A 23004-nucleotide genomic window follows, 5' to 3' on the forward strand; every position below is an offset into this window, starting at 1 on the left:
CTCATCGAACGACGAACACCCTCGCAAGTTTAGGGTAGGCTACCCAGGAACGTGAAGGTACGCTCCCACCCTGGTCAGACCTGTTCCCACGGACCGAATTCGAGCAAAACGTCGATCGCCGTCTTACCGTCCTGTGGCCGAACGACATGTTCGAGGGCATAGACCCTCGATCCCTCCGCTGCGCGAGCGAGATCGGAAATACCGGGCAGAATGGTCGGTTCGGGTGGACCGCCCACACCACGGTGGAAGTTCTCGATCGAATGCCCCAGATAGAGGACGCGCCCGCCTGGAGTCAGCCACTCACCGATGCGCTTCAGGGTTTCGGCCAGCTCGTCGACCTCGAGGTGAAGAAAGCTGACCAACACCAGGTCGACCGCCCCTTCCGGTTGCCACGTAGTCGCGTCTCCGACCCGCCAGTCGACAACGTTGTCCCGGTCACTCGCCCGTGCCAGATCGATCGCCACGGGCGAGTAGTCGACCGCGGTCACCGACCAACCCTGTCCGGCCATCCACCGCGCATGACGGCCGTCGCCGCAGGCCAGATCGATCGCAGTGCCCGGCGTCAGGTCGGCAATGCGTGTTGCGACGGTTCCCGCCGGGTCGACTCCCCATGGCTCCGTCACCGCTCGGTATCGCTCGTCCCAGTCGTGTGCGTCCAAGATCTCTGCTCCTCGTAGTCCGAATCACCATCACTGATCAAGACGGTGCCCCGAGCAGCATAGAGAACCCGCGAACGTGACAGACACATACCCCTGGGGGTATACAAGTGGAGATCAGAAATACCCCCACCCGTATCAGGAGCGAAGATGTCAGCGACCAGAACAGTCACCGCGGACCCACCCACCCGAACCGGCGGCATACTCGCGCGCCTCGGTCGATCGATGGCGGAGCACACCCGCCTCGTTCTCGGTGTCTGGTTGATCGCGCTGGTTGCCCTCGGCGCCGCAGCACCGAGCGTCTTCACCTCCTTGGCCGGCGCAGGTTGGCAGGCGAACGGATCCGAATCAGTGCAGGTACGCGAGTTGGCCGAGCAGCATTTCGGTGGAAACTCCTCCGCCGCAGTGCAGGTGGTCGTTCACTCGGACTCGCTGCGCATCACGGATCCGTCGATGCAGCAAACGCTGGCCGCGGCAACTGAAATCTTTTCCGCGGACCCACGTTTCGGTGAAGTCGTCACTCCGCAGCCCGGAATGACCATCAGCCCGGACGGACATACCGGCATCATGATCGCGGGCGCAAACGCAAGTGCCGACGAGATGGTCAGTGCGGTAGACGAACTCGGCAAGGAACTCACTGCATTGTCCACGGACACCATCGAGGTGTACCCCACCGGCGCGTCGGCTTTGTGGAGCGATTTCAACAAGGCCAATCACGAAGCGATGATCAAGGCCGAAATGATGTCGTGGCCCGTCACTCTCGCGATCATGGTGTTGACCTTCGGTTCCCTTGTTGCCGCGGGACTCCCACTGCTGCTGACGCTCGCGGGGCTGGTCGCATCCGCGGGTGGGCTCGTGATCCTCAACGAGATCACGCCGATTTCCGTGTGGGCCATGAACTTCGCGATGATGTTCGCTCTCGCACTCGGCATCGACTACGCGCTCTTTCTCGTCGCCAGGTTCCGGGATGCATTGCGAACCAATGCGGATCCGCGGACGGCCGTGGCTCAAACCATGGACACCGCCGGCAAAGCTGTGGTCCTCTCCGGCCTGACAGTTCTGGTCAGCTTGTCTGCGGTGCTCATCGTTCCAGCCCCGGCCGTACGCACGATGGCTGTCGGAATCATGCTCGCTGTGATCTTCGTCCTCGCCGCAACACTCACCCTGCTACCGGCCGTGCTCGGCAGGATCGGCGCCAAGGTCAACGGCGGTTCACTACCGTACGCAAAGCGCCAGCAGCACCGCTCCCCGATGTTCGCAGCTTGGGCATCACTGCTGCACAAGCACCCGTGGCCTTTCGGCATCGGCGCTTTCATCGTCCTGATCGCACTCGTTGTTCCGGTCTTCGGCCTGAAGGTGGCAATGCCCTCCATCGCCGTGGTTCCCGAGGACGCCCCGGTTCGACAGGGCTACGAACTGGTCCAGCAGCAATTCGGTGACGGAGCGCCCGGAATGCTGCAGATCGTCACGTCCGCCGACGATGCAGCCGACACCTCGCGTGTTGCCATGAGCATTGACGGCGTCGCCATGGTCACCCCGGCGCAAGAAGCGGCCGACGGATCCGATCTGGCTATGCTGCAAGCAGTTCCCACTGTCGATCCGTCGGATCCTGCGATGGACACCATCCTTGCCGACCTTCGGTCGCAACTGCCGGAATCGGCGCTCGTCGGCGGCGCTCCGGCCGAAAATCTCGACCTCCAGCAGGCACTCGACGACTACCTTCCCATCGTCGTGGTCGTGATTCTGACGCTCGGATTCCTGTTGCTGCTGATCGCCCTCCAGGCACCTCTGATCGCCTTGATCGGCACGCTGGTCAGCCTGCTGTCCACCGGGGCCGCATTCGGAATCGCGAAGCTGATCTTCCAGGATGGTCACGGCGCAGGCCTACTCGGCTTCGATCCCCAGGGTTTCCTCAACGGGTGGGGTCCGGTCTTCTTCTTCGCCATGATCTTTGCCATCGCGATGGACTACACGGTATTTCTGCTCTCGAGCGCCAAGGAGCACTACGAACGCACAGGTGACCCCGCGATCGCACACATCGACGGCCTGGCACATTCAGGTCGGGTCATTGCGGCGGCAGCGGCGGTGATGGTTGCGGTCTTCTTCACTTTTGCGCTCGCAGATCCCTTGCCACCCAAGGAAATGGGCATCATTCTCGGTGTAGCCGTCCTCCTGGACGCAGTGCTCGTCCGCTTGGTGCTGCTGCCCGTTCTCCTGCGTCTCACCGGCCGGGCAGCCTGGTGGGCGCCGGTATGGCTACGTAGCGTCCTGCCGAACATCAGCTTCTCGCATGGCTGATCGTGTACCCGACATCACTGTTTTCTTGATACCCCCAGGGGTATGGTGGGAGCAAGAGAAATCGAAGACAACGACATCGAAACAACGACATCGAAACAACGGCAAGGAGCGGGCAATGACAACACCCACAGAACCGATCGCGATCGCAACCAAGGTCGCCGGAACTTTCGACGACGTCGTCACCCGGACGCGTGCTGCTCTCGCCGAGCAGGGCTTCGGCATCCTGACCGAGATCGACATGCAGGCAACGCTCAAGGCGAAGCTGGACGAGGACATGGAGAAATACCTGATCCTGGGCGCCTGTAATCCACCCCTTGCCCATCGGGCAGTCTCGGTGGATCGCCAGATCGGTCTCCTGTTGCCGTGCAACGTCGTCGTCCGAGAGGATACGACCACGGAGAATTCGTTCTTCGTCGAAGCAATGAATCCCGCTCTCATGGTTCAGGTTTCCGGCGAACCCGGCCTGAAGTCCGTGGCAGCCGACGCAGCCGTCAAGTTGCGCGCGGCCGTCGACTCGCTGATCTGACACCGCAGCCGGATCAAACACTGGATCAAGCAGTGACATGCCCCCAGGGGTACCCTTGGCCGCAGCACGAACACTCGAGAAGGGGCCACCATGACCGGCGACGAAGAGAGCATTGCGCTCGTATTGAACAGGCTTCGGCGTGCCCACGGCCAACTTGCCGGGGTCATCTCGATGATCGAGAACGGCCGCGACTGCAAGGACGTCGTCACGCAGCTCGCAGCCGTGTCCAAGGCGCTGGACCGAGCAGGGTTCAAGATCGTCGCTTCCGGGCTGCGTGAATGCCTGAGCGGTGACAGCGCCGACGGTCGAGAACCGATGACCGAGGCCGAACTCGAGAAGCTGTTCCTGGCCCTGGCCTGAAATACGAGAAGGGCCTGACCCGCAGTGAGCAGGTCAGGCCCTTTTTCGCGTGCGAAGAACTACTTCGCCAGGAAGTCGATCAGCACCTTGTTCACGGCTTCCGGACGCTCGAGGTAGCCGTAGTGCCCGGCGTCGGGAATCTCTTCGTACGACGCCGTCGCGATGCAATCCGCCACCTCGCGGGAGAGGTAAGGCGGGATCATGCGGTCGTCGGCGAAAGCGACGGACAGGCACGGGCGCATGATCGACTTGTATGCTCCCCGTCGATCGAAGGCGCGGTCCATGCCGAGCTGTGCGCGAACACCGGGTGAGGTTGCGCCGCCGGTGAACTCGAAGATGTCCATCCAGTCGCGTGCGGAGTGATCGTCGGCGAGCGTGGCCGGCGAGAGGTTCATCACCGCGGTCACTGCGGCACGGTACTTGGCCGGCAGGGCGACGCCACTGTCGAACAACTGGCGCTCACCCTCGGTCAGGACCTGCTGGAAATGATCCATCCGGGCATGGCCGGCGAGGAACACGGCTTTGCGAACCAGATCGGGCCTGGCGAGCGTCAGTTCCTGCGCTACCCGGGCGCCCATCGAGGTGCCGATGACGTGGGCCGGGCCGCCGCCGAGGTGCTCGATCAACCCGGCGGTGTCCGCAACCATGTCGGGCATCGTGATGCCGCCGAGGCTCTCGCCGGACGGGGCGATTCCGCGGTTGTCGAAGGTGGCGACGCGATAGCCGGCGGCCACCAGAGCCGGCGTCTGGTGCAGATCCCAGACGCGACCGGGGCTACCGGTCCCCATGATCAGCACCACCAGATCTCCATCACCCTTGACCTGGTAATTGATGGGGATTCCGTTGATTGTGGCGACCGTCATGTCAGCCTTCCTCCTCGTACGTGTGATCAACAATTTTGGTTGGATAGCCTAAGCTGATGGGCGGTCGTGTGACCGCAACCCCAGCCCATGCTCGTCCAGGAGGACCCCCGTTGAGAGTCGCTACGCTCGGATACCAAACCTGGGGCCACCGTACCCTGCAGGCCTTGATCGACTCCGATCACGAGGTCGTGCTGGCGATCACACACCCGAAGAGTGAGCACGTCTACGAACAGATGTGGGCGGACTCGGTTGCAGATCTGGCGGCCGAGAACGGTGTACCCGTTCACGTGGCGAACAAGCCTGACGACGCCTTCAAGGCCGCGCTGGCCGAGGCTGCTCCCGACATCATCGTCGCCAACAATTGGCGCACCTGGCTGCCGGCGGAGGTCTTCGACGCACCCAAGTACGGCACCCTCAACATCCACGATTCGCTGCTCCCCAAGTACACGGGATTCTCCCCGCTCATCTGGGCTCTGATCAACGGCGAAGAAGAAGTCGGGCTCACGGCGCACCTGATGGACGAGGAACTCGACGCGGGCGACATCGTGCTGCAGCGTTCGACGACGGTCGGCCCCACAGATACCGTCACCGATCTGTTCCACCGCACGATCGACATGATCGGCCCCATCACACTCGACGCCCTGGATCTGATCGCGTCCGGCCGTACCGACTGGACGCCGCAGGACCGCTCGCAGGCCACGTTCTTCCACAAGCGCGCACCGCAGGACAGTCACGTCGACTGGTCCTGGCCGGCCGAGGTCATCGAGCGTTTCGTCCGAGCACAGTCCGATCCGTACCCCAACGCTTTTGCGGAGTTCAAGGGCCGGCGCGTCCGCATCCTGAAGGCGTCCGTCTCACGCGGGCACTACGGCGGAACCCCCGGCCGAGTATTCATCCAGGAAGACGACGGCATGGTGATCGTCGCGGGCCCCGACGCATGGTCGGGCAAGAACAAGGGACTTCGGATCGAGCGCGTCCGACTCGACGACGGCAGCGAGTACACCGCCGCCGAGTTCTTCCCCCACGGCGGCGGGTACCTCACCTGATCGTCTGAACGCTCTCAGTCGCGACCCTCCCAGGCCGCCCACAGTTGCGCGTAACGCCCGCCCGCGGACACCAGTTCGCGGTGCGGGCCTTCTTCTACGATCTGCCCGTGTTCGAGCACGATCACTCGGTCGGCGCCTGCAGCTTGGGTAAGCCGGTGTGCGACAACCAGAGTGGCGCGGCCCTCCGTAGCAGCTTCGGCAGTCGCTTCCAGTTCCCGCGCTCCGGCGCTGCCCGCCTCCGCTGTTGCTTCGTCCAGTACCGCGACGGCGGGATCGGCCAGCACCAGTCTCGCCAAGGCCAACTGTTGCGCCTGTGCCGCCGTCATCTCGTGCCCGCCTTCACCTACGACGGTCAGCATTCCCTCGTCGAGAGCCTCCACCCACTCGTATGCGCCGACTGTCCGCAGTGCCGCGGCTACGTCCTCGTCCGAGGATTCGGGAGCCGCCAATCTCAGATCCTCGATCAGGGGTCCGGCAAAAACGTGGACCTCCTGACTCACGATCGCGATGTGGCGTCGTAGGTCGTCGAGGTCGGCAAGCGGGACACCGCCGATCGACACCCGCCCCGACGTCGGAGTGATCGAACCGGCAGCGATCGCCGCAAGCGTCGTTTTTCCGGCTCCGGTCGAACCGACGAGCGCCACGCGCTCCCCCGCTCGCAGGTTGAGCGTCACTCCATGGAGAACCTCGTGACCACCGTCGTAGCTGTGCCGGATGTCGTCCAGACGCAGCGAACCGTCAGCCGGAACGGAACCTGCATCCGTCGAAGGCTCCGTTTCCTCGATCTCGACGACGCCGACCAGTCGCGCGAGGCTGGCGCCGGCCGACTGCACTTCGTCGAAGGTGTAGAGCAGCGAGCCGATCGGGTTGAACAGGCGATGGAACAGCAGGGCAGCAGTCGTCGTCTGACCGACCGTCACGACGTCCTCACGAACCAGCAGGAATCCGACGACCAGAATCATGGACAAGCCCACGAATTCGGCGCGGTTACCGCGACCGGCGAATCTGGTGAACAGGCCGAAAACTCCGACGGCCAGATTACGCGCTTTCGCCGACGCCGCATCGATCTGACCGAGATGTTCCTTCTCGAGGCTGTACGCGCGCACGGTCTTGGCACCCTGGAGACTGCTGATCAGCGCTTGTGAACGAGCGCCCATCGCTACCCGCTCGGCAGCGTAAACGGGAGCCGATCGTGGCAGGTACCACTTGAGCGCCAGCGCGTACATCGGCAGCGCGACCATGCCGGCCAGACCGAGTCGCCAGTCGAGTCCGAGCATGGTCACCATGCTCAGAGCCACGAGCAGAACCGCCGCGATCATGCCGGGAACCACATCGGACACGGCCTTGGCGATCACCGAAACGTCGTCGCCGACTCGTGAGAGCAGATCGCCCTTGCCGACCTTCTCGACGGTCTGGATCGGCAGGCGCAGTGCCCGGTCCACGGTCCGCTCGCGCAGATCCGCCAGGATCGTCTCGCCTAGCCGCTTGATCAGATAGGCGGCCACACCGGTGAACACGCCACCCACGATTGCGGCAGCGGCGATGATCACGACCACCCCGACGATCGTCGACGTGGGCGCGTTGTCCCGGACCCGGTCGACCAGGACACCGAAGACGTAGATCGGCACCAAGGCCATCGCCGACGCCGAAGCCGCGACGATCAGGACCAGCAGGCTCTGCATCCGGTGCTCGGCCAGCGCCGCCCGTAACCACTTCCAGGTCTGGCGACCACCCGCGATCGGCAACAACTCACGCTCGGTCACCTTCTCCGCGTTCTCCCCGGCCGGCATACCGGTTGTCATGTCCGTGGCCGTCACCGCAGCACCGCTCCTCGGTAGTTCGCGTCGCCGCGAGAGAGTTCGGAATGTGTGCCCGTCGAGGCGATCATTCCGTCGTTCAACACGATCACTCGATCCGTCACGGCCAACAAGGCCGGGCTGCTGGTGATCAATACCGTCGTGTGGATGCCGCCGGCACCCTCGTGCCGCAGTTCTGCGATTCCTTCGGCGATCGACGCCTCGGTCACCGCGTCCACCGCCGTCGTCGGATCGTGCAGGACCATCACCGGTGCCTGTGCCACCAAGGCCCGCGCGAGGGCAACACGTTGCCGCTGGCCTCCCGACAAACTCGCGCCCCGATCGGTCACTTCGAGATCGAGACCGTCCGGATGTGCGTCGACGACATCCGCCGCTGCCGACGCCACCAGAGCGCTCTGGATGTCGAGACCGGCAGCATCACCGGCGCCCGCGGTCACGTTCGACGCGAGCGATCCGGAGAACAGATCGGTGATGTGCGGCTCCACCAGCACTGTGCGGCGCGCCAATCGCAAGTCCATGTCGGACAGGCTGATTCCGCCAACCCTCACCACTCCGCGATACGCGTCCTGCGCCAGCTGACCGGACAGGACCGCGACAAGGGCGTCGGCGTCCTGCGGCTGGTAAGCCACGACGCCCAGCAGTTCTCCGGCAGGCAGGTGCAAGTCGATGCCCTTGAGCGACTTGTACTCGACGCCGTCGAGGGTCAGGTCGGTGCCTTCGAGTTCGGTCTGCGAACCCGCGCCCCGCAGTGGCTCCGCGTCCAAGACCAGCGCCAGTCGATCCGACGACGCCCGCGCCACCGCGAAGTATCCGGGAATGGACGCAAGCAATCCGAGCGGTTCGATGATGAACTGCGCAAGCCCCACCACGGTGATGAGTTCACCGACCGTGATCCGGCCCTGCAACGCGAAGTATCCGGCGAAGCCCGCAACACCGACTGCGAGCAACGCACTGACGGTCGCGGCAACGCCGGTGTAGATACCGGTCGCCTTGGCCGTGCCGATCGTCGACGCGAGAGCCTGACGGCTGACTGTGCGATAGCGAGCCGACGCGGTCTTCTCGCCGCCGATCCCGCGCAGTGGACGCAATCCGCTGACCAGATCGGTAGCCATCGCGGACGCTCGCGCGATCGACGCCTGCTGACCGGTGGCCCTCGACGTGATGAGCGGCGCCGCCAATTGCAGCAGACCGAGAATGACCGGCGTTCCGATCAGAACGGCCAATCCCAGCCAGAGGTCGATCCACACCAACGCCACGGCCGACGCGACCGCAGCCGTCAGGGCCGCAGCCGCGCGCGGGACGATGTCCGCGATCCACGACGTCTGCTCGGCGTCCGATGTCGAAACAGTCAGCAGTTCACCTGAACGCAGATCGGTGCGCACCCCGCGCGGATCGAGGACGCGGTGCGCCACCTCGAGCCGGAGGCGATGAGCCTCCTGCTGCATCGCGGTGACGATGAAGCGTGCACCGAAGCGCCACGCGGCCGTCAGAACGAGAAACAGAGCCGCGAGACCGACGATGGAGACGATCAGGGCCGTGGTGTCCGAAGTCTCCACCGCACGGTCGATGATCACACCGATGGAGATCGGCACCGCCGTCTCGGTCAGTTGGTGCAGACAGACCAGAACCGTACCGATAGCGAGCGGGCGACGGTTGCGGACGAGGACGCGTCGCAAAATCGCAGCACCGCTGTGATTGCCACTATCGGGCTCGTCCGAGTCGACGGTCACACTCGAGGGGGTCGAACTCATGGAACTCCAAGCATCGATGGAAGCGATAAAGTTGAGTACAGAGATAAGTAAGTCGACCCTAATACATGAGCAACTAGCGTCGACACGCCCAGTTCTCATAGAGTCGCGAGTAAGAAACATTGCTTGCGCCGTGCAGGCAAGCACGAGAGGAACATGATGGCTGAGAACACGACCGTCGAAACCGAGATCGCGGACGAGGAAATCGAGACCGTCGCCGAGGAAACAGCGCGCATGGCGCAGCACGTTGTCGCTGCATACGCGGAGGATGCCGACGAGTGCAGGATGCTGCTCTCGATGCTCGGTATCTCTCCCGCCGCCAAGCTCGACTGAATCTTTCCCTCACCGACCGAGAAGGAACCACGTGCCTGTCAGTCCGGATTCGACCAGTTCAACCCTTTCTGACAGCGCACTTGCTTCTTCGACCGGTGACACCGTGTCCGGGCAGGCTGAGTTCGTCGTCGTAGCGAACCGCCTGCCCGTCGACTTGGAACGGCTTCCCGACGGCACCACCCGCTGGAAGCGGAGCCCCGGTGGACTGGTCACCGCTCTCGAGCCGATCCTGCGCAGCAATCAGGGCGCGTGGGTGGGCTGGGCGGGCGTGGCGGACGCCGATCTCGACCCCATCGTCGAAGACGGGCTCGAGCTCTACCCCGTGCCGCTGAGCGCCGAGGAAATCAACGAGTACTACGAGGGATTCTCCAACGCCACCCTCTGGCCGCTCTATCACGACGTCATCGTCAAACCCGAATACCACCGCGAATGGTGGAACGCCTACGTCGAGGTGAACCGGCGGTTCGCCGAAGCCACTTCCAAGGCAGCGGCACAGGGCGCAACCGTCTGGATCCAGGACTACCAGCTGCAGTTGGTACCGAAGATGCTGCGGATGCTGCGCCCCGACCTCACCATCGGCTTCTTCCTGCACATTCCGTTCCCCCCGGTCGAGTTGTTCATGCAGATGCCGTGGCGCACCGAAATCGTCGAAGGCCTCCTCGGCGCCGACCTCATCGGCTTCCACCTCCCAGGTGGCGCACAGAACTTCCTGTACCTGGCCAGACGCCTTGCCGGGCAGCAGACTTCACGCGGAACCGTCGGCGTCCGCTCCAAACTCGGTGTGGTGCAAGTAGGTTTCCGTAGCGTCCGCGTCGGCGCCTTCCCCATCTCCATCGACTCCGGCAAGCTCGACGAACTCTCGCGCACCAAGGCAATTCGGGACCGCGCCAAGCAGATTCGCAAAGAACTCGGAAACCCCAAGCACATCATGCTGGGCGTCGACCGCCTCGACTACACCAAGGGCATCGACGTCAGGCTCGCCGCGCTCCACGAACTTCTCATGGAGAAGCGCATCGATCCCGCCGACACGGTCATGGTGCAGCTGGCGACCCCGAGCCGCGAACGCGTCGAAAGCTACGTACAGATGCGCGGAGACATCGAACAGAAGGTCTCCCGCATCAACGGCGAGTTCAGCGAAGTCGGCCGCCCCGTCGTCCATTACATCCATCGGCCGATCCCGCGCGACGAATTGGTCGCGTTCTTCGTCGCCGCCGATCTCATGTTGGTCACGCCGCTGCGTGACGGCATGAACCTCGTCGCGAAGGAATACGTCGCCTGCCGCAGCGATCTGGGCGGTGCATTGCTGCTCAGCGAATTCACCGGTGCCGCAGCCGAACTCCGTCAGGCATTCCTGTGCAATCCCCATGACCTCGACGACGTCAAGGATTCGATGGAGAAGGCTCTCAATCAACCGCGAGAGGACGGCCGACGCCACATGCGCGCGTTGCGTCGTCAGGTCCTGACGCACGACGTCGACCGCTGGGCTCGCTCGTTCCTCGACGCGCTCGCACACGGCGGTGCTGCAGGCCCGGCGCTGATCGCTCCTGCCGAATCCCGAGAGCCCTGAGGCCAGTACGACAAGGCTGGGGCCGCGGAGAGTAAATCTCCGCGGCCCCAGCCTGTTTCATGCCCGGATCCAGCCCTTGGTGTGTTTGATCAGAAGGGTTGGACGTTGTTCACGAGCCAACGCCCGTCCTGCTTCTCCAGACTCATCTTCACGCGACTGCCACTGGCGACGGCTTCAGGTGATTCCGAAGACGTGGTGATCTGATTGAGGAACAGCATCGTTGTCGCGCTGTCCGCCTCCGCGTCGAGAACCGCAGCGCCCTGGACGACTACCTGAACGGTCAGCGACTTCTCCTTGGCTCCCGGAATGATCACCGATTCGATCAGATTGGTGAACGTGCCCTGGAAATCGCCCGTCAAACCGTCTGTGGCCGCGTGCAACTGCTGGTCGACGTTGTTGTAGTCGTACTGGAACATCGCAACCGCCTGATCGGAAGAGGCCTGTGCCACTTCGTCTCTGGTCTGATCGATCGCTGCCGTGTCACGCGTTCCGCCCGGACCGAAGTAGAGATACGCCGACACTGCTGCCAACGCGATGGCCACTGCGCTGATGACGCACAGAACGATGGCGAGCGGTGAGACGCGCTTGGGCTTGGACGTCTCTGGGATTACTTCTGGGGTCATGGCACAAACTCCACATTCGAGGCAAACAACTGCCCGTCGACGTCGCACATGGTGATTCGGAGTCGGTAGTTGCGTTCAGCGGGCGCTTCGTCGCCGTTCTTCTGCATCGCACGCACCGCGACCAATGAAGTCCCGCAATCACCGTCGGACTTCTCGAACCCGGCCTCGAGCACCTCGCCGTCGGTCTGAACTCCGGCCTGCCCAAGGACGTTGACAAACGAATCCTTGCGTCCGTCGAACTGCGACTTGAACTCGTCGGTGGTGCCGGCGAGGAACTTGTCGAGGTCGGCAGCCGCTGTATCCGCGTGCAGTGTCGTCAGATTCAGCGCGGTGGTCCGGGCACCGGCCACGTAGCGGGCTCGGTCCTCGTCGGCATTGGACGCCTTGTTCCGGTCGACGAGAAGAAACACCGTCAGGGCCGCAAGAGCAACAGCGATCACCGAAGCAACGGCGATCCCGACTACCAACCCGGCCTTAGGCTTCGAACGAACAGGGGTGTCCACAGCAGTTTCTGCGGGGGTTTCGGCGGTGCCGGCCTGCTCAGCCTTGGTCGCGACCTGATCACCGCTGACGACCTTCTCAGGTGGAGTATCGGGCTTGCCCAAAGCAACTGGCGCCGCCGCCTTCTGCTCGGCCGCCGTCTGCTCAGCCGACTTCTGCTCAGCCGACTTCTGTTCGGCCGACTTCTTTTCGGTGGGCACTACTACCGCGGCAGCGTCTGCATCCGCACCCGTGGGTCCGGCGCTGCGTGACGCGCGACGGCGCACCCGCTGCCCGGCCTGTGGATCTTCGTCTGTCATCAACCCTGCTGACCCTTCATGAACTGTTCGAGACTGACGTCGCCGCCGCCGAGGTTCGGTTGCGAGTACGTCCTTCCGTCCGGCCCGATGTACGTGCCTGTAATCGGATCGTACCGACGAGCCGAGACCGAAGGCGTCGACGTGTACGAGCTCGGGGTCGCGGTAATCGGTTCCGGAGGCCCGGATTGCGGGTTCGTGCCCAACGGGACGTAGCCGGAACGGCACTGTTCGACCGTCGGCGCACGACGTCCCGGATACTCCTCGCAGGGAAGGTTTCTCGCGCCTCGCACCGCGATCGGCGAATCCTGGGCAACCTGGCAGAAAAGATCCGACGGTGTCTCGATCGGTGATTCGTCCTTCGGACTGCGCCACTGCTCTGCGGGCAGGAATCCGGTAGTGCACGGCGGCGGGTCGTTGACCTCCATGTGGAAGTCCACCAGAGCGCCGTCCGCAGCCGGGCCGGAGCCTGCCACCGTGACCAGCGCTGCGGCCAGCGGCGGGTAGATGACCAGAATCTGCTCGATCGCGTTGTTGTAGATCACGCCGACCTGTCCGACGGACACGAGGTTCGCCAGAAGAATCGGCAATGTCGGCTGCATGTCTTGCAGAAGAGCATTCGCCTCCGCCGCGGCAGCCGGCCCCTTCTGGATGACGGCACGCAGATCAGGATCGCTGGCTCGGAGCTGGTCGGTGAACGTCACCAGATTGCTTGTCCAGGAACGGATGGCGTCGCTGCTGACCACCTGAGTGTCCAGGAGTGGACCGGCCTGCTCGATCAGCGTCTTGGTCGCGTCGGAGTTGTTGTTCGCCTCCTCGACGAACAGCCGAGCCGAGTCGATCAGCTTCTGCAGATCCGGGCCGGCACCGTTGAACGCCTTGAAGGATTCGTCGATGACGGTCTTGAGCTTGGTGTCGGAAATGCTCTGCAGCAACACATCTGCCTGATCGAGCATCGCGCCGACATCCTGCGGAATGCTGGTTCGGTCTTCGGGAATCACCGATCCGTTTTCCAGATGCCCGTCGACCACGATCGCTCCGGAGCTGTCGGTGTGCGGAATCAGATCGACGAACTGCTCGCCGATCGCCGACACACTCTTGACCGCGGCGTCGACGTCCGACGGAACCTTGACGCCACTCTCGAGAGACAGTCGCGCATTCACACCCGTCTCCGAGAGCTCCACCGCGTTCACGACACCGATGGTCTGACCGCGGTAGGTGACGTTCGAGTTCTTGTACAGCCCACCGGTCGCGGGCAATTCGACGGTGACGTCGTATCGGCCGATACCGACCATCGCCGGAACACGCACGTACTGAGTGGCCATCACGATCAAACCGACGACCGTCAAGACGGCGAAGATGATCAGCTGGATGCGGACGAACTTTGTGAGCATCATGGTGCCGGTGCCCCCTGGGGAAGTCCTGGAATGTTGATCGGCGGAAGTCCCGGAATCTGAATGGTATTCGGATCCGCTGCCGGGGCCTGCGCAGCGGGAGCCTGTCCGGCGGGAGCTTGTGCCGGCGGTGCGGCAGGCTTGAGCGGGTCGCTCAACGGGTTGCCTGTCTGCCCGGCGAGCCCGGCCTGCTTGCCCAACACACCTTCCGGCCCCGAGAGCGTTCCGGCCAACGGAGTTCCGGTGAGGAAGTTCGCATCGAGTCGGGGCAGCGAGATGTCGATGGTCATCGCCAAGTTGGCGTAGTCGCCGCGGATGACGTTGTCGATTCCGTTCTGTGGGAACGGGAAAGTCAAGAGGACTCCGAGAACCTGAGTGAGAGCGTTACCCGAATCCGCCAAGGCCTTCAGAGTCGGCGAAAGAGCCCGAACATTGGTCGCGAAATCGTCACCACTCTCCTGAATGACGCGGCTCGCCACCTCGCTGAGACCCCCGAGAGAGGTCAACGCGTTGGTGATGTCCTGACGCTGAGCGACAAGAACCTCGAGCGCCGGCGGGATGCCTTCGAGCGCTTTGTTCAAGGTGTCGTGCTGTGCCTGGACCGTCGAGGACAGGCGATCGAGTCCTTCCATCGCCGAAACGATGTCGCCTCGTTGCTTGTCCAGACTGCCGACCAACTGATCGAGCTGAGGTAGGAGGTCGCGAACGGAGTCTTCACGCCCACCGAGAGCGGCGTTGAGTTCCTTCGTGATGTCCTGGACCTGGGCGAGACCGCCGCCGTTGAGAACAACCGACAGAGACGACAGCGTCTGTTCCGTCGTCGGGTAGGCGCCCGCCCGCTCGATCGGAATCAGGTCACCGGCTTCGAGTCGGCCCTCGGGCTCTTCTCCGACCGGCGGCGCCAACTCGATGTGCTGAGAGCCGAGCAAGCTGGTCTGGCCGATTTTTGCCGTCGCGTTGGCAGGCAGCTGAACGTCAGGATTCAGCGACACCGTCACCAGAGCGTGCCAGCCCTGTACCTCGATGTTCGAAACGCTTCCCACTGCCACGTCGTCCACCCGGACGGGCGAATTCTGCGACAGCGTAGTCACGTTCGGCATCTCGATCTGGACCTCGTACGCGCCTTCGCCCCGGCCCTGAGTGCCTGGCATCGGCACGGAGTTGAGCCCGTTCCATTCACAACCGCTGGCGCCGAGAGCCACTGCCGTGGCCAACACGGCAACCGTGGTCTTGCGAGCTACCCGCATCAGTTCCCTCCGCCCATGTTGAAGAGTTCGGCGAGATCCTTGGGAACACTCGTCATAGGAGCACCTGACATCGGTCCTGCGACGGTTTCCGGCTGATTCTGACTTGCCGCTTCCAATCCCGGTTCGGTGTAGACGATCTGATCCGGGAAAGCCTGCACGCCCGCGACCGGGTTGAACAGGAATCCGGGGTAGTTGCCGATCATGGTGCTGAGCACCGGCCCGAGGTACTGCTTACACAGGTCGGCACTGTTCTGGGAGTTACCACTGTCGATGCCTTCGATGGAACCACAGATCCACTGGATCGGATTCTTGAAGTTACTCAGTGCGATTGCGCCGGTCATGCTGCCCTGAGCCGGTTTGTAGATCTGATAGAAGTTGGCAAGCGACGTCGGTCCGGAGTGCAGAACCTGCTCGATCTCCGGGCGCTTGTCCGTCAGTACCTGGGTGGCATCGGCCAGACGCGCGACCGATTCGCTCAGTCCCTCGCTGTTGTCCTTGACGAACCGCTGAACGTCGCCCACCGCCAGGTCGAGATCGCTGAGGGCGGTGCCCAACTCGTCGGAGCTGCTTGCGAGAACGCTTGTCACCGAAGCGAGGTGACCGCTGAACTGCACGATCTGCTCGTTGCTCGAGGACAACGCAGTGACAAACGCCTGCAGGTTCCGAATGGTGGAGAACAAATCGGTCCGGCCTTCGGACAGCGTGTGCATCGTGGCCGAGAGTTCGCGCAACGTCGACCGAATGGACTCACCGTTACCGTCGAGGTTCGTTCCCACGGTGTCGATGAATCGGCCGAGGGAACCCTGATCGTCCAGACCCTCCGGTCCGAGTGCGTCAGACAGTTTGGTCAGTTCGGTCTTGATCTCGTCCCACTCCACCGGAACGGCGGTGCGCTCGATCGGGATCTCGCCGCCGTTGGGCATCTGTTCCCCGCCGGAATACACGGGGGTCAATTGCACGAAGCGTGCGGACACGAGGCTTTGAGCAACGATGAGCGCCTTGGCATCTGCCGGAACGTCGACGCTCGAGTCGATCTTCATCTCGACGTACGTGTCCCGATCACGCGGTTCGATCTTCGTCACCTTGCCGACGTTGACACCGAGCACTCGCACGACGTCGCCCTCGTAGAGACCTGTCGTCGAGACGAAGTGCGCGGAGATCTTGGTCTTGCCCAGGCCAGGGATGAAGAGGTAGGCCGCACCCGCCACGAGCAGCGCGACCAGCACGCCCGCTCCGATCAGCACCCACTTCTTGCGTGGGTTGGTGGAGCCCTGTGAATCCTGTGAAGTCATGGTCTCGGTCATTCTCCCGGCCCCCTGATCGTCGGTGGAATGCCGGGGAAGAAGTCTTCCAGGTCGCCCGGAACCTGCTCGGGCGCGACGCTGGTGTCCACCAAGGTCTTCCACCAGTTACTCGGCAGAATGTTGATGATGAAGGCATCGAAGAACGGGCCGCTGGCCACGGTCTCGCCGAGCGCGGTGATGTACGGTCCGAGGCCGTCGAGCGCCCCGGCGATGTTGTCCTTGTTCTGCTGAAGAACCTCGGCGACGGAATTCAGCTTCTCGAGGGTCGGCCCCATCTGAGCCTCGTTCTCCTGCACAAGCGCTGACAGTTGACGTGAGACTGCGCCGGTGTTGACGATCAGTTCGCTGATCGCGTCACGCCGCAAGCTCAGTTCGGCAAACAGCTTGTTGCCGTCAACCAGCAACGAATCGATCTGACCACTTCTGTCGGAGAGGATCTTGGTGACATCTTCGGCCCGCGAGAGCAATTGGAGCAGGCTCTCGTCGCGTGAGTTGATGCTCTGCGAAAGCCGCGTCATTCCGTCCAACGCGGTGCGCAGTTCGGGCGGAGTATCGGCCAGCGTGTCCGAGATAGCGTTGAGCGAATCGTTGATCTGGTCCGTGTCGAGTTCGGATACCGTGGTACCGAGGTCGCCGAGCGCGTCGTTGAGAGAGTACGGGGAGTTGGTGCGCTCGATAGGAATCGGCGTGTCCGTGCGCAGCAGTCCGGATCCTTCCGGCCGCACCGCCAACGACTTTCGGCCGAGAACCGTGTTGGTCTTGATGTCGGCCGCGGTCTGCTCGCCCAGGGCGACGCCGTCCTGAACGGTGAAGGTGACCAGAACCTTCTGGTCGTCGAGCTCGACGTCGCTGACCTTGCCGACATTCACTCCGGCCATGGTCACATTGTCGCCGGCGACCAGGCCGCCGGCATCTTGGAAATACGCCGAGTAGCGAATGCCGCCGTTGATGAACTGGAGTTGATCGTATTGAAGCGTGGCACCCACTGTTGCCACCGCCAGGACGAGACCGATGACACCGATCTGTACCGGATTGCGTTCACGGGTAGGGGTCATGAGACTTTTGCGCACCTTCCCGTGTCCTGCACTGCCGTGGGCAAGATGATCGTCGTTCCGTCAGGTCCGGAGAACTTGAAAGTATTGGCGCACAGATAGAACTGGAAGAACGCTCCGTACGTGCCCACTCGGATCAGCTTCCGGTAGTCGGACGGCAGACGACCGAGAGCGGTATTGATGTCGTCCTTGCCCAGGTCCAGCTGCGTCATCGTTCGGTTGGTCTCCCCGATCAGGGTCTGGATGTCCGGACGTGTCGCCTGCAGCAGCGATGCGAGATCTCCGGTGGCGCCGGCGATCTCGGTGATCGAATTACCGATCGGGCCACTGTCCTTCGCCAATCCACTGACCAACTGCTGGAGCTGATCGATCGTGGTGGAGAACTGATCACCCTTGTCGTTGATCGTGCCGAGTACGTCGTTGAGGTTGGTGATGACGTCCCCGATCAGCTGATCTCGGTCCGCCAACGTGCTGGTGAACGAACTGGTGTTTCCCAGAAGCGAAACCAATGTTCCACCCTGGCCTTGGAGTACTTGGAGCAGGGCCCCGGAGAGGTCGTTGACCTGCTGGGGGTCGAGAGAGCGAAGCAGCGGCTTGAATCCGCCGAGCAGCAGATCCAGATCGAGAGCGGGCGACGTCTGGTCGACTGGAATCGATCCACCTGACGAAAGCGTCTCGGTGGAACCAGCGCCCTCGAGCAGTTCCATGTAGCGGTCGCCCACCAGGTTCTCGTAGCGCACAGTGGCTTTGGTGCTCTTCATCAGTGAGTACTTGGTATCGACGTCGAACTCGACCTCGGCCTGGTTGGAGTCACCGATGGACACTCCGGTGACCGACCCGACCGGAACACCGGCGATACGTACCTTGTCGCCGGACTTGAGTCCCGAGACGTCCGAGAAGGTGGCGTGGAATCCGTTGCTGCTGCTGAAGCGCACCTGACTGAAGACGATCGCCAGTCCGGCGAAGATGACCGCCATGACGACGGTGAAAATCAGCAGCTTGACCGTGGTCGGTCTCATCACTTCCCGTCTTCCTGCTCGTAGGAGTCACCGAAGAGATACTGGAAAATGGTCGGCACGGTGACGCGCAGTTCGGTGTTGGGAACGAAAGGCACGTTGCCGGTGTTGGTGACTGCGAACGGTGCATGCCCGTCGACCTTCGGATCGAATTCGGGCAGACCATAACAATTGGGTCCGCCGGAGGCCGCGACCTTGGGGAGAGATTGTGGGTTCTGGTACGCCTCGGCGCCGTACATGAAGCTCGCACTCAGCATCAGCGCCGCTTTGTCCCCGGTGCCTGCCAGTGGCTCGAACTTGATCCGGCCGTCGTTCAACCCGACGATGAAGCACGTCAGACCCGACGAGTACTTGTCGAGCAGGGTCGTCGTCGAGGTCAGAGTGTCGAGGGCGGTGGTCAGGTTCTGCTCGTTGTCGGTCAACAACGCGTTGCCCGTGTCCGCGAGGCCGGTGACGTTGAGCAACAGCAAGTCGAGGTTTGCCTGCTCGGCCACGATCGATCCGCTTGTCGCGGTGGCATTGTCGAGGATGCGCATCAGATCCGGTGCCACGTCGGCGTAGAGATTGGTGACATCGGCGGCACCGACCAAGTCTTCCTGGAGCTGCGGCAGAACCGGATTCATCTTCTTCAGATAGGTGTCACCGAGCTCGAGAACCTCACCCAGCGACTCGCCGCGTCCGTTGAGCGCAGTGGAGATCGCGCCGAGTGTGGCGTTGAGCTTTTCCGGTTCGATCTTCGCGAGTACGTCCGAAAGATGTTCGAAGACACTGTTGAACTCGACGGTGACGCTGTCCGAGGCGATGACAGCACCCTCCTGGATCGGCTGGGTCGAGGGATCGTCGGGAATCACGATGTTGACGTACTTCGCACCGAACACCGTGGTGGTCTTGATTTCCACCCGGGCGTTCGACGGAATCTTCGACATCTGGCCGGGATCCATCGCCAACTTCAGGTTTGCCTGGTCTCCGACGAGGGAGATCGATTCGACACGGCCTACCTGCACTCCGCGCAGCTTCACCTTGGCATTCGGTTCCATGACCAGGCCGGCACGCGTGGACGTCACGGTAATGGGTGTGCTCTTGGTGAACCCACCCGAGAACATGGTCAGGGCAACGGCGACGATCGCCACGAGTCCGAGGACGAGGCCGGCTGCGGCCAACTTCTTGTGCCATCTGGGTACGGTCATCGCTTGCCCGCCTATCCCGACAGGTTGAAGTTGCCGGACCCGCCGTAGATGGCGAGTGAGATGAGCAGGGTGACCGTGACGACCGCAATCAGCGAGGCGCGCACTGCGTTACCCACCGCGACGCCGACACCCACCGGGCCACCGGTTGCGTTGAAGCCGTAGTAGGTGTGGATGAGCATGACGGCCAGCGCCATGACTATCGCCTGGGCGAACGACCACAGTATGTCCGTGGGTATCAGGAAGGTCGTGAAGTAGTGGTCGTAGACGCCGCCGGACTGGTTGTAGAGGAACACCGTCGCAAAGCGGCTGGCGACGAAGGATGCGATCACCGCCAGTGAGTACAGCGGGATGATCGCGATCATGCCGGCCATGACGCGGGTGCTGACCAGATACGGAATCGACGGGATCGCCATCGTCTCGAGGGCGTCGATCTCTTCCGAGACGCGCATCGCACCGAGCTGCGCGGTGGAGCCGGCGCCGATGGTCGCGGCGAGACCGATCCCGGCGATGACCGGCGCTGCGATGCGAACGTTGATGAAGGCGGCGAAGAAGCCCGTCAGCGCTTCGACACCGATGTTGCCCAGCGAGCTGTAGCCCTGAACGGCGATGGTGCCACCGGTGAACAGTGTCAGGAACCCGACGATCACGACGGTGCCACCGATGACGGCGAGCGCACCGGTGCCCATGCTGATCTCGGCGATCAGTCGCAGAGTTTCACGTGGATAGCGCATCAGCGCCTTGGGAGCGTGACCGAGAGCCTTCGCGAAGAACAGCGCTTGATCACCGATGCTGTCGATACTGCGAGAGATCGAGCCGATCTGTCGACGTGTGCGCGGGAAGCGTCCCGCTGCGGCCAACGCCATCAGATCTCCTCCCGTTCGTCGTTTGTCGTTCTGTCCACTTCGATCTCTCCGACTGCCGTGTGCCTCATCCGGCCGTCAACTTGATACCGATGGTCGTGATGAGCACGTTGACGACGAAGAGCGCCATGAACGCGAACACGACGGTCTGGTTGACCGCGTCACCGACGCTCTTGGCGCCGCCTTTGACGTTGAGTCCGAGGTAGGCCGCAACCAGGCCGGCGATCATGCCGAACAGTCCTGCTTTGACCATGGAGAGCATGAGCTCACCGAATCCGGTGAGCAGTGTGATGCCGTTGACGAAGGCGCCGGGATTCACGTCCTGGATGAACACGGAGAAGACGAACCCGCCGAGGATGCCGATGGTGCAGACCAGTCCGTTGAGGAGCAGCGCCACTCCCGTCGACGCGAGTACCCGGGGAACGACCAACCGGTGGATGGGATTGATACCGAGCACCTTCATGGCGTCGATCTCTTCACGAATGGTTCGGGCCGAGAGGTCTGCGCAGATGGCGGTTGCGCCGGCGCCGGCGACGATCAGCACGGTGACGATGGGGCCGACCTGCGTGACGGTGCCGAGAGCAGCTCCGGCACCACTGAGGTCGGCTGCACCGATCTCGCGCAAGAGAATGTTGATGGTGAAGCTGACAAGCACCGTGAACGGGATCGCGACCAGCACCGTCGGAACCATCGACACTCGGGCCACGAACCAGGCCTGATCGATGAACTCTTGACGCTGGAAGGGGCGGGAGAAGACTGCCCGCAGGGTTTGGGCGGACATCTGAAAGAAGCCACCGACCGCTCGTAATGGTACCTCGACGAGGTCTACCATTCGCCCTCCTCGTCCTTGGTTGCCGCAGTACTGTCTGTTCTCATAGTCCAGCCCCCGACAGCTTGTGACTCAGGTCATATTAACTAGAACGTGTTCACCTGTCAAAAACAAGTGTCCAACTCTAAGAAGTAGCCTCACGGCGCCGATCCGAAACCGAAAGATTCGGAACATGGGAAGCATTCCTTTTCGGCGTGATCTTCGCCGAAATATCCTGGAAATTAATACTTTTGAATGATCGACGCTTCTCGGAACCAAGTTCGAAATTCAGCTATGCGAGAGCCTTGACCGGGCACGCCGATCGAATATCGCATCGTTCACAGGAATGCAAAATTGGAACACAGTCCAGTTTTTTCGAGACCGTTGGTCTCGTTTCAGAACGCAGGCAGATTACCGCGCCCACCGACTCGTGAACACGCTATTTCTACCAGGAAGTGGACACGTAGACCCGCCTATGTGTGAACGACGGTTCTACGTGTCGCGAGCACTGGTCAGCCCAGCGCCCTCAGGGCCGCGGATGCCGAGAACATCTTTGCCGGGTCACGGTCCGCGAAATAGTCACCCATCACTGCTGACAGCGCTTCCGGCGACCAGGAGTCACCGTCTGCGTCGAACCGTTGCTCGACGATGGGCGCCGCCATCAGCGCAACCATCGGGCCGTACACCACGAACACCTGACCGTTGACGGCGTCGGCTGCCGGTGATGCCAGATACGAGACGAGCGATGCCACGTGCTCGGGCGAGAGTGGATCGATGCCGTCGGCCGGCGCGTCGCCGAACACACCTTCGGTCATCGACGTCCGCGCCCGCGGGCAGATCGCGTTGGCCCGAACGCCGTAGCGCGAGAGCCCACGTGCGGCCGACAACGTCAGCGCCGTGATTCCGGCTTTTGCAGCGCCGTAGTTGGGCTGCCCTTCCGGTCCGAGGAGACCCGCCTCCGAAGAGGTATTGACGATGCGCCCGTACACGGGCGCCCCGGCTTCCTTGGATTTCGCCCGCCAGTAGGCAGCGGCGTTGCGGCACAAGAGGAAATGGCCGCGAAGATGAACTTCGAGTACCAGATCCCAGTCTTCGTCCGACATGTTGAACAGCATCCGGTCGCGCACGACACCGGCATTGTTGACGACGATGTCGACACTGCCGAACTGCCCCTGCGCTGCTTCCATCAGTGCGTCCGCAGTAGAACGCTCACCGACGTTGCCTGCCACGAATTCGACCTTGGCGCCCAGGCCGCGGATCTCTTCGAGCGTCGCTTCGACGGCCTCGTTCGGGGCCAGATCGTTGACGACCAACGACGCACCGGCCTTCGCCAGACCGATAGCCTCGAACTTTCCGAGCCCCGATCCGGCACCGGTCACGATGGCGACCTTGCCTTCGAGACTGGTTTCTGGGCTGTTCACAGCATTCATCGAAGCGCTCTCCCGGTTCTCTGCGGTCGTGTGTCGAGTTACCCGGCTCGATTGCCGTGACCCACGAGTTCG

General features: G+C 62.7%; 21 protein-coding genes. 6 read left to right on the forward strand and 15 right to left on the reverse strand.

What is annotated here, in order from left to right; all coding sequences use genetic code 11:
- Window positions 1-74: 74 nt before the first annotated feature.
- Window positions 75-659 carry a class I SAM-dependent methyltransferase gene (locus I7X09_RS22240; protein WP_200313720.1) on the reverse strand — a complete coding sequence of 195 codons (585 nt, stop codon included), beginning with the start codon at window positions 657-659 and terminating at the stop codon, window positions 75-77.
- Window positions 660-806: 147 nt separating this feature from the next.
- On the opposite strand from I7X09_RS22240, the gene I7X09_RS22245 reads away from it, so the two are divergent.
- The 3 genes from I7X09_RS22245 (at window position 807) to I7X09_RS22255 (ending at window position 3840) form a co-directional block, all read left to right on the forward strand.
- The gene (locus I7X09_RS22245) at window positions 807-2954 is read left to right on the forward strand and encodes an MMPL family transporter (RefSeq protein ID WP_200313722.1); all 2148 of its coding nucleotides are present in this window, start codon (window positions 807-809) and stop codon (window positions 2952-2954) included.
- Window positions 2955-3069: 115 nt separating this feature from the next.
- The gene (locus tag I7X09_RS22250; RefSeq protein ID WP_200313724.1) at window positions 3070-3480 is read left to right on the forward strand and encodes a DUF302 domain-containing protein; all 411 of its coding nucleotides are present in this window, start codon (window positions 3070-3072) and stop codon (window positions 3478-3480) included.
- A gap of 90 nt (window positions 3481-3570) precedes the next feature.
- Window positions 3571-3840, forward strand: a complete 270-nt coding sequence (locus tag I7X09_RS22255) for a metal-sensitive transcriptional regulator (RefSeq protein ID WP_095971462.1) — start codon at window positions 3571-3573, stop codon at window positions 3838-3840.
- A 59-nt stretch (window positions 3841-3899) separates the two neighbouring features.
- Here I7X09_RS22255 and I7X09_RS22260 read toward each other — a convergent pair whose 3' ends face one another.
- Window positions 3900-4703 carry an alpha/beta fold hydrolase gene (locus tag I7X09_RS22260; protein ID WP_095971463.1) on the reverse strand — a complete coding sequence of 268 codons (804 nt, stop codon included), beginning with the start codon at window positions 4701-4703 and terminating at the stop codon, window positions 3900-3902.
- Window positions 4704-4813: 110 nt separating this feature from the next.
- Between I7X09_RS22260 and I7X09_RS22265 the strand changes: the two genes are divergently transcribed.
- Complete coding sequence (locus I7X09_RS22265; RefSeq protein ID WP_166813796.1) at window positions 4814-5749, forward strand: methionyl-tRNA formyltransferase; 936 nt, start codon at window positions 4814-4816, stop codon at window positions 5747-5749.
- A gap of 14 nt (window positions 5750-5763) precedes the next feature.
- Here the strand turns inward: I7X09_RS22265 and I7X09_RS22270 are convergent, their stop codons facing one another.
- The gene (locus I7X09_RS22270; RefSeq protein ID WP_442800603.1) at window positions 5764-7551 is read right to left on the reverse strand and encodes an ABC transporter ATP-binding protein; all 1788 of its coding nucleotides are present in this window, start codon (window positions 7549-7551) and stop codon (window positions 5764-5766) included.
- An 11-nt stretch (window positions 7552-7562) separates the two neighbouring features.
- Window positions 7563-9317 (reverse strand): ABC transporter ATP-binding protein, encoded by a 1755-nt coding sequence (locus I7X09_RS22275; RefSeq protein WP_234036681.1) that lies wholly within the window; start codon window positions 9315-9317, stop codon window positions 7563-7565.
- 156 nt (window positions 9318-9473) lie between these two features.
- Here I7X09_RS22275 and I7X09_RS22280 point away from each other — a divergent pair, with 156 nt between their 5' ends.
- The gene (locus I7X09_RS22280) at window positions 9474-9647 is read left to right on the forward strand and encodes a hypothetical protein (protein ID WP_020968508.1); all 174 of its coding nucleotides are present in this window, start codon (window positions 9474-9476) and stop codon (window positions 9645-9647) included.
- Between the two features lie 103 nt (window positions 9648-9750).
- On the forward strand, window positions 9751-11214 hold the full coding sequence (locus tag I7X09_RS22285) for an alpha,alpha-trehalose-phosphate synthase (UDP-forming) (RefSeq protein ID WP_124568816.1): 1464 nt from the start codon (window positions 9751-9753) through the stop codon (window positions 11212-11214).
- An 89-nt stretch (window positions 11215-11303) separates the two neighbouring features.
- On the opposite strand, the gene I7X09_RS22290 is transcribed toward I7X09_RS22285, so the two are convergent.
- The 11 genes from I7X09_RS22290 to I7X09_RS22340 form a co-directional block, all read right to left on the reverse strand.
- On the reverse strand, window positions 11304-11837 hold the full coding sequence (locus I7X09_RS22290) for a twin-arginine translocation pathway signal (protein ID WP_095973520.1): 534 nt from the start codon (window positions 11835-11837) through the stop codon (window positions 11304-11306).
- A complete protein-coding gene (locus I7X09_RS22295) occupies window positions 11834-12637 on the reverse strand; it encodes a hypothetical protein (protein WP_200313727.1) in 804 nt (267 codons plus the stop codon). Before I7X09_RS22295 ends, I7X09_RS22290 begins: the two co-directional genes overlap by 4 nt.
- On the reverse strand, window positions 12637-14031 hold the full coding sequence (locus I7X09_RS22300) for an MCE family protein (protein WP_200313729.1): 1395 nt from the start codon (window positions 14029-14031) through the stop codon (window positions 12637-12639). The genes I7X09_RS22295 and I7X09_RS22300 overlap by 1 nt, the downstream gene beginning before the upstream one ends.
- A complete protein-coding gene (locus I7X09_RS22305; RefSeq protein ID WP_200313730.1) occupies window positions 14028-15275 on the reverse strand; it encodes an MCE family protein in 1248 nt (415 codons plus the stop codon). The genes I7X09_RS22300 and I7X09_RS22305 overlap by 4 nt, the downstream gene beginning before the upstream one ends.
- The gene (locus I7X09_RS22310) at window positions 15275-16579 is read right to left on the reverse strand and encodes an MCE family protein (RefSeq protein ID WP_019747000.1); all 1305 of its coding nucleotides are present in this window, start codon (window positions 16577-16579) and stop codon (window positions 15275-15277) included. Before I7X09_RS22310 ends, I7X09_RS22305 begins: the two co-directional genes overlap by 1 nt.
- Window positions 16576-17634 carry an MCE family protein gene (locus I7X09_RS22315; RefSeq protein WP_021332433.1) on the reverse strand — a complete coding sequence of 353 codons (1059 nt, stop codon included), beginning with the start codon at window positions 17632-17634 and terminating at the stop codon, window positions 16576-16578. Before I7X09_RS22315 ends, I7X09_RS22310 begins: the two co-directional genes overlap by 4 nt.
- The gene (locus I7X09_RS22320; protein WP_019746999.1) at window positions 17631-18650 is read right to left on the reverse strand and encodes an MCE family protein; all 1020 of its coding nucleotides are present in this window, start codon (window positions 18648-18650) and stop codon (window positions 17631-17633) included. Before I7X09_RS22320 ends, I7X09_RS22315 begins: the two co-directional genes overlap by 4 nt.
- Complete coding sequence (locus I7X09_RS22325) at window positions 18650-19834, reverse strand: MCE family protein (RefSeq protein ID WP_200313732.1); 1185 nt, start codon at window positions 19832-19834, stop codon at window positions 18650-18652. The genes I7X09_RS22320 and I7X09_RS22325 overlap by 1 nt, the downstream gene beginning before the upstream one ends.
- A gap of 11 nt (window positions 19835-19845) precedes the next feature.
- Window positions 19846-20697: an MlaE family ABC transporter permease gene (locus I7X09_RS22330; protein ID WP_003945759.1), complete on the reverse strand. Its 852-nt coding sequence runs from the start codon at window positions 20695-20697 to the stop codon at window positions 19846-19848.
- Between the two features lie 64 nt (window positions 20698-20761).
- The gene (locus I7X09_RS22335; RefSeq protein ID WP_003945687.1) at window positions 20762-21526 is read right to left on the reverse strand and encodes an MlaE family ABC transporter permease; all 765 of its coding nucleotides are present in this window, start codon (window positions 21524-21526) and stop codon (window positions 20762-20764) included.
- A gap of 488 nt (window positions 21527-22014) precedes the next feature.
- Entirely contained in the window at window positions 22015-22932 is a 918-nt protein-coding gene (locus I7X09_RS22340) for a 3-oxoacyl-ACP reductase (protein WP_095973525.1), read from the reverse strand.
- Window positions 22933-23004 lie beyond the last annotated feature (72 nt).

It is taken from the genome of Rhodococcus sp. P-2, from assembly GCF_016598535.1.
GTDB classification, from domain to species: domain Bacteria; phylum Actinomycetota; class Actinomycetes; order Mycobacteriales; family Mycobacteriaceae; genus Rhodococcus_F; species Rhodococcus_F baikonurensis.

What these genes read in the sequence shown, in the direction of transcription:
- I7X09_RS22245 (WP_200313722.1), top strand. Translation starts at nt 807, where the DNA reads ATGTCAGCGACCAGAACAGTCACCGCGGACCCACCCACCCGAACCGGC.
- I7X09_RS22250 (WP_200313724.1), top strand. Translation starts at nt 3,070, where the DNA reads ATGACAACACCCACAGAACCGATCGCGATCGCAACCAAGGTCGCCGGA.
- I7X09_RS22255 (WP_095971462.1), top strand. Translation starts at nt 3,571, where the DNA reads ATGACCGGCGACGAAGAGAGCATTGCGCTCGTATTGAACAGGCTTCGG.
- I7X09_RS22260 (WP_095971463.1), bottom strand. Translation starts at nt 4,703, where the DNA reads ATGACGGTCGCCACAATCAACGGAATCCCCATCAATTACCAGGTCAAG.
- I7X09_RS22270 (WP_442800603.1), bottom strand. Translation starts at nt 7,551, where the DNA reads ATGACAACCGGTATGCCGGCCGGGGAGAACGCGGAGAAGGTGACCGAG.
- I7X09_RS22275 (WP_234036681.1), bottom strand. Translation starts at nt 9,317, where the DNA reads ATGAGTTCGACCCCCTCGAGTGTGACCGTCGACTCGGACGAGCCCGAT.
- I7X09_RS22280 (WP_020968508.1), top strand. Translation starts at nt 9,474, where the DNA reads ATGGCTGAGAACACGACCGTCGAAACCGAGATCGCGGACGAGGAAATC.
- I7X09_RS22290 (WP_095973520.1), bottom strand. Translation starts at nt 11,837, where the DNA reads ATGACCCCAGAAGTAATCCCAGAGACGTCCAAGCCCAAGCGCGTCTCA.
- I7X09_RS22295 (WP_200313727.1), bottom strand. Translation starts at nt 12,637, where the DNA reads ATGACAGACGAAGATCCACAGGCCGGGCAGCGGGTGCGCCGTCGCGCG.
- I7X09_RS22300 (WP_200313729.1), bottom strand. Translation starts at nt 14,031, where the DNA reads ATGATGCTCACAAAGTTCGTCCGCATCCAGCTGATCATCTTCGCCGTC.
- I7X09_RS22305 (WP_200313730.1), bottom strand. Translation starts at nt 15,275, where the DNA reads ATGCGGGTAGCTCGCAAGACCACGGTTGCCGTGTTGGCCACGGCAGTG.
- I7X09_RS22310 (WP_019747000.1), bottom strand. Translation starts at nt 16,579, where the DNA reads ATGACCGAGACCATGACTTCACAGGATTCACAGGGCTCCACCAACCCA.
- I7X09_RS22315 (WP_021332433.1), bottom strand. Translation starts at nt 17,634, where the DNA reads ATGACCCCTACCCGTGAACGCAATCCGGTACAGATCGGTGTCATCGGT.
- I7X09_RS22320 (WP_019746999.1), bottom strand. Translation starts at nt 18,650, where the DNA reads ATGAGACCGACCACGGTCAAGCTGCTGATTTTCACCGTCGTCATGGCG.
- I7X09_RS22325 (WP_200313732.1), bottom strand. Translation starts at nt 19,834, where the DNA reads ATGACCGTACCCAGATGGCACAAGAAGTTGGCCGCAGCCGGCCTCGTC.
- I7X09_RS22330 (WP_003945759.1), bottom strand. Translation starts at nt 20,697, where the DNA reads ATGGCGTTGGCCGCAGCGGGACGCTTCCCGCGCACACGTCGACAGATC.
- I7X09_RS22335 (WP_003945687.1), bottom strand. Translation starts at nt 21,526, where the DNA reads ATGGTAGACCTCGTCGAGGTACCATTACGAGCGGTCGGTGGCTTCTTT.
- I7X09_RS22340 (WP_095973525.1), bottom strand. Translation starts at nt 22,932, where the DNA reads ATGAATGCTGTGAACAGCCCAGAAACCAGTCTCGAAGGCAAGGTCGCC.